The sequence below is a fragment of the Streptomyces sp. NPDC056987 genome (genome assembly GCF_042673865.1).
Classification (GTDB): Bacteria; Actinomycetota; Actinomycetes; order Streptomycetales; family Streptomycetaceae; genus Streptomyces.
The window spans coordinates 1-5,107 of the sequence record NZ_JBHURV010000082.1 but is presented as its reverse complement, the minus strand read 5'-3'; the positions used below and the strand labels follow the sequence as shown (position 1 = coordinate 5,107).

Here is a 5,107-nt window from a genome sequence, read left to right as displayed (position 1 = left end):
GGTGCCCCCCCCCCGGGCGCTGGCACCCGTTACTGTAAAACCCGGGGTTCCCGTTTCTGGGGTCGCTTAACTGCAACGGGGGGGGGGGGCATCTACCCATACCGCGCCCCCCCGCTCCAGGCACTGCGTCGAACCGTCAGACCTCGACCACCACGGGGAGGATCATCGGGCGCCGGCGGTAGGTGTCGGAGACCCACTTGCCGACCGTGCGGCGGACGAGCTGCTGGATCTGGTGCGGCTCCGCCACGCCGTCCGAGGCCGACCGGGCGATGACCTCTTCCACCTTGGGCAGCACGGCCGAGAACGCGGAGTCCTCGATGCCGGAGCCCCGGGCGTGGAAGTGCGGGCCGCCGACGACCTTGCCGGTGGTGGAGTCCACCACCACGAAGACCGAGATGATGCCCTCGTCGCCGAGGATACGGCGGTCCTTGAGCGATGTCTCCGTCACGTCGCCGACCGAGAGCCCGTCGACGTAGACGTAACCGGCCTGGACCTTGCCCACGATCCGGGCCTTGCCGTCGACCAGGTCGACGACGACGCCGTCCTCCGCGATGACGATGTGGTCCTTGGGGACCCCTGTCAGCGCGCCCAGTTCGGCGTTGGCCCGCAGATGGCGCCATTCGCCGTGGACCGGCATCAGGTTCTTCGGCTTGCAGATGTTGTAGAAGTACAGCAGCTCGCCGGCCGAGGCATGGCCGGAGACGTGAACCTTGGCGTTGCCCTTGTGGACGACGTTCGCACCCCATCGGGTCAGGCCGTTGATCACGCGGTAAACCGCGTTCTCGTTGCCCGGGATCAGTGACGACGCGAGGATCACCGTGTCGCCCTGGACGATCCGGATCTGGTGGTCGCGGTTGGCCATCCGGGAGAGCGCGGCCATCGGCTCGCCCTGCGAACCCGTGCAGACGAGGACCACCTCGTGGTCGGGGAGGTCGTCGAGCGTCTTGACGTCGACGACCAGGCCCGGGGGCACCCTCAAGTAGCCCAGGTCACGGGCGATGCCCATGTTGCGGACCATCGAACGGCCGACGAAGGCGACCCTCCGGCCGTACTCGTGCGCGGCGTCGAGGATCTGCTGGATGCGGTGGACGTGGCTGGCGAAGCTCGCCACGATGATCCGCTTCTGCGCGCTGCCGAAGACCTGGCGCAGGACGTTGGAGATGTCCCGCTCCGGCGGGACGAAGCCCGGCACCTCGGCGTTGGTGGAGTCCGAGAGCAGCAGGTCGATGCCCTCCTCACCGAGCTTGGCGAAGGTGGGCAGGTCGGTCAGCCTGCGGTCCAGCGGGAGCTGGTCCATCTTGAAGTCGCCCGTGTGGACGACCATGCCGGCGGGCGTGCGGATCGCGACCGCCAGGGCGTCCGGAATGGAGTGGTTGACCGCGACGAACTCGCAGTCGAACGGCCCGACGCGTTCGCGGTGACCCTCGGTGACCTCAAGGGTGTACGGGCGGATGCGGTGTTCCTGGAGCTTCGCCTCGATCAGTGCGAGGGTCAGCTTGGAGCCGATCAGCGGGATGTCGGGCTTCAGCCGGAGCAGGTAGGGGACGCCGCCGATGTGGTCCTCGTGGCCGTGCGTGAGCACGACCCCGTCGATGTCGTCGAGACGGTCCCTGATGGTGCTGAAGTCCGGCAGGATCAGGTCGATGCCCGGCTGCTCCTCCTCCGGGAAGAGGACGCCGCAGTCGACGATGAGCAGACGGCCGTTGTACTCGAAGACCGTCATGTTACGGCCGATTTCGCCCAACCCGCCGAGCGGCGTGACGCGCAAGCCGTTCTTGGGCAGCTTCGGCGGGGCGCCGAGTTCAGGATGCGGATGACTCAAAAGACTCTCCTCACCACACGCGCCACGTACCGCTGAGGCACGTGGCGCGCGTGACATTCGTGCACTTGCAGTTGTCGGTGTGTACCGATGTACCTGTGTTGACCACGACCCGCGGTTACCGGTCGTGACCTTTGATCTTGATCTGCTGTGTTCATGTATTCAGTTGTGAAGTCTGTGATCAGAGCTGTACCCCGCCCGCGGCCAGATCGATCTTGAGCTGAGCCGTTTCATGGGCCGACAGCTCGACGAGCGGGAGACGCAGCGGGCCGGCCGGCAGCTTCTGCAGGGTGAGGGCGGCCTTGGTGGTGATCACGCCCTGTGTGCGGAACATGCCGGTGAACACCGGGAGCAGCTTCTGGTGGATCTCCGTGGCCTTCTGGACGTCACCGGTGAGGTGGGCGTCGAGCAGGGCGCGCAGCTCCGGGGTGACCACGTGGCCGACCACGGAGACGAAACCGACCGCGCCGACGGAGAGCAGCGGAAGGTTGAGCATGTCGTCGCCGGAGTACCAGGCGAGGCCGGACTGCGCGATGGCCCAGCTGGCGCGGCCGAGGTCGCCCTTGGCGTCCTTGTTGGCGACGATTCGCGGGTGCTGCGCGAGCCGGACGATGGTCTCGGTGTCGATGGGGACACCGCTGCGGCCGGGGATGTCGTAGAGCATGACCGGCAGGCCGGTGGCGTCGGCGATGGCCGTGAAGTGCCGCAGGAGTCCTTCCTGTGGCGGCTTGTTGTAGTACGGGGTCACGGCGAGGAGGCCGTGGGCTCCGGCGCGCTCCGCCGCGCGGGCCAGCTCCAGGCTGTGCCGGGTGTCGTTGGTGCCGACGCCGGCGACGATGTGGGCCCGGTCTCCTACGGCCTCCAGTACGGCCCGTACGAGCTGGTCTTTCTCCGCATCACTGGTGGTCGGCGACTCACCGGTGGTGCCGTTCAGGATCAGGCCGTCGTTGCCTGCGTCCACCAGATGGACGGCGAGCCGCTGCGCACCGTCGAGGTCGAGTGCGCCGTCAGCCGTGAAGGGCGTGACCATGGCGGTGAGGACCCGCCCGAAGGGGGTCTGCGGAGTGGAGATCGGAGCCATGGGTAACACGCTACTCGCTGCTCAGCTCGCCGTGTCCCCTTGGGGGACGGGACAAGAGGAGCCCGGCACTGCCTGCTCGGGGGTTCAGGCAGTGCCGGGTCCGTTTGATCAGCCTAGATGAACTTCTCGAAACGCCGCAATCCGGACACTTCACCCGACCGACCGTACATCTGTGCCCCGGACGGCTCGCGAGCGCACCCCGAACGGATCTCCTGCGACCGGGGAAACCCTCCGGATCCCAGTCCTCCCAAGGGGAGTCGCCCCGGCGTGGCTCCCCTACGGCGCGACACGGCCGTTCATGTTGAAAGCCGCGTGGGTGAGCGGCATGAGCTTCGCCCAGTGCTCCTCCATCCGCTCCCCGACCATCTCGATCTCCCGCTGCGGGAAGGAGGGGACCTTCGCCTGTTCGTGCTGGGTGCGCAGGCCGAGGAAGTGCATCAGCGAGCGCGCGTTGCACGTCGCGTACATCGAGGAGAAGAGGCCGACGGGCAGCACCGCGCGGGCCACCTCGCGGGCCACGCCCGCCGCCAGCATTTCCTGGTACGCCTCGTACGCCTGGACGTACGCGTTCTCCAGCGTGCGCTCCGTGAGGGCCTGCTGGGCCTCGCTCCCGGCCACGAACTCGTACTTTCCGGGGCGGCCCTGCTGGACGAGCTTGCGGTCCTCGCCCGGGACGTAGAAGACCGGCTGCAGCTCCCGGTAGCGGCCGGACTCCTCGTTGTACGACCAGCCGACGCGATGGCGCATGAACTCGCGGAAGACGAAGATCGGGGCGCTGATGAAGAAGGTCATCGAGTTGTGCTCGAACGGGCTGCCGTGGCGGTCCCGCATCAGGTAATTGATCAGGCCCTTGGAGCGCTCGGGATCCTTCGTCAGCTCGTCGAGGGAGTGCTCGCCCGCGGTGGAGACGCGCGCGGCCCACAGGACGTCGGAGTCGCCCGCGGCGTGCTTGACCAGCTCCACGGTGACATCGCTACGGAAGCTCGGTTTGGTCTCGGTGGGGGTGTCGCTCACCGGCGGGGTCCTTCCAGTCGCGTCGCTCGGGCGGCGCCCACTCTACGGCGCGGCACTGACACGGCGCGGCGCCGACCGGCGCACGCGGCGTCGGGCAGCCGCACGCGGTGTCGGCCACGGACGGTGTTCCTCGGCCAATCCGGGGAATTCGGGCACCGATTGGGGCTGTTGTTCGTCAGAAGAAGTAGCAATCGACACACCAGCGGCGTTACACATCACGACCGCACCCGACCGCAAGGAGGAGTCCCTCCATGTTCCGCCGGCGAGAGGCCGTTCCGTTCACATTCGTCGCCGAGGCCGACCGCTTCCGCAGTAATGTCACTCCCCCGCCCAGAGAGCGCGCCAGCACCTCGCAGCTCGTCGGCCGTACGCTGATCGGGCTCACGGTCGCGGCCGGCTTCGCCGGTTCGCTGCTCCTCGGGATGCCGTCGCTGGACACGGCCCAGTCGTCCGGCCATTCCCAGCAGTCGGAAGCCTCGCAGGGCCGGTGACACATCCGGCCCCCCTGGGGTGGTCCGGGCAGGGGCCTGCTCGATAACCTCACCGGGCACAGCAATCGAGCGTGCTTGTGAGTGAGGATCAGTCGTGCCCCTGCCCTTCCTGACGGCCGACCGGGCGTTTGACGCGACCACCGACGATGTCGCACTGCCCTTCGACGATCATGATCATTGGCGGCGTCCGTACCGCCCGGGCCCTTGGCGGGTGGCGGCGTCCGCGCTGCTTCTGCTGCTGGCCTCGTTCGTTCTGCTCGCTGCGATGGTCACCGCCTTCGCGGGCGAGATGTCGGGCGCCGCGTTCTGCCTGGGCGTCGCGGCCGTCGCCATGGCCGTCGCGCTGCGGCTGCTGCGCGTCGGCGCGTGGGTGAGCCGCCACGGCGTACGGCGCGTGGCCCTGCTCCGTACGACGACCCTGCCGTGGAACCAGGCCACCGCCGTACGGACGGTCCAGCAGCCGGTGCGCTGGCTCGGGCTGCCCCGCACCGTCCAGGGACAGGCGCTGGTCGTCGTACGCCGTCAGGGTGAACCCCTGCCGCTGCTCACCGACCACAACGCCGACTTCCTGTCCCGTACGGAGGCGTTCGACCGGGCGGCCGACACGGTCGAGGCGTGGGGTGACGAGTACCGCGGCGCCTGAGCGGAGACGACGCCCCGCGCATGACGGAGCGACGGAGCGGGGCCCGGCCACTGGTGGCC

General features: G+C 68.5%; 5 protein-coding genes. 2 read left to right on the top strand and 3 right to left on the bottom strand.

The genetic code is table 11. The features are described 5' to 3' along the window. Window positions 1-136 precede the first annotated feature (136 nt). The 3 genes from ACFTZC_RS41820 to thyX form a co-directional block, all read right to left on the bottom strand. Window positions 137-1,822 carry a ribonuclease J gene (locus ACFTZC_RS41820; protein ID WP_382899334.1) on the bottom strand — a complete coding sequence of 562 codons (1,686 nt, stop codon included), beginning with the start codon at window positions 1,820-1,822 and terminating at the stop codon, window positions 137-139. 178 nt (window positions 1,823-2,000) lie between these two features. Next, window positions 2,001-2,900 carry a 4-hydroxy-tetrahydrodipicolinate synthase gene (dapA, locus tag ACFTZC_RS41815; RefSeq protein ID WP_365819778.1) on the bottom strand — a complete coding sequence of 300 codons (900 nt, stop codon included), beginning with the start codon at window positions 2,898-2,900 and terminating at the stop codon, window positions 2,001-2,003. Between the two features lie 276 nt (window positions 2,901-3,176). After that, window positions 3,177-3,914: an FAD-dependent thymidylate synthase gene (thyX, locus tag ACFTZC_RS41810; RefSeq protein WP_382899333.1), complete on the bottom strand. Its 738-nt coding sequence runs from the start codon at window positions 3,912-3,914 to the stop codon at window positions 3,177-3,179. Window positions 3,915-4,165: 251 nt separating this feature from the next. Between thyX and ACFTZC_RS41805 the strand changes: the two genes are divergently transcribed. Continuing rightward, on the top strand, window positions 4,166-4,405 hold the full coding sequence (locus ACFTZC_RS41805) for a hypothetical protein (RefSeq protein WP_382899331.1): 240 nt from the start codon (window positions 4,166-4,168) through the stop codon (window positions 4,403-4,405). Window positions 4,406-4,499: 94 nt separating this feature from the next. Beyond that, on the top strand, window positions 4,500-5,048 hold the full coding sequence (locus ACFTZC_RS41800; RefSeq protein WP_382899330.1) for a hypothetical protein: 549 nt from the start codon (window positions 4,500-4,502) through the stop codon (window positions 5,046-5,048). Window positions 5,049-5,107 lie beyond the last annotated feature (59 nt).

Bases quoted from the DNA above. Each gene is read 5' to 3' on its own strand.
- dapA (WP_365819778.1), bottom strand. From the start codon at position 2,900: ATGGCTCCGATCTCCACTCCGCAGACCCCCTTCGGGCGGGTCCTCACC.
- ACFTZC_RS41805 (WP_382899331.1), top strand. From the start codon at position 4,166: ATGTTCCGCCGGCGAGAGGCCGTTCCGTTCACATTCGTCGCCGAGGCC.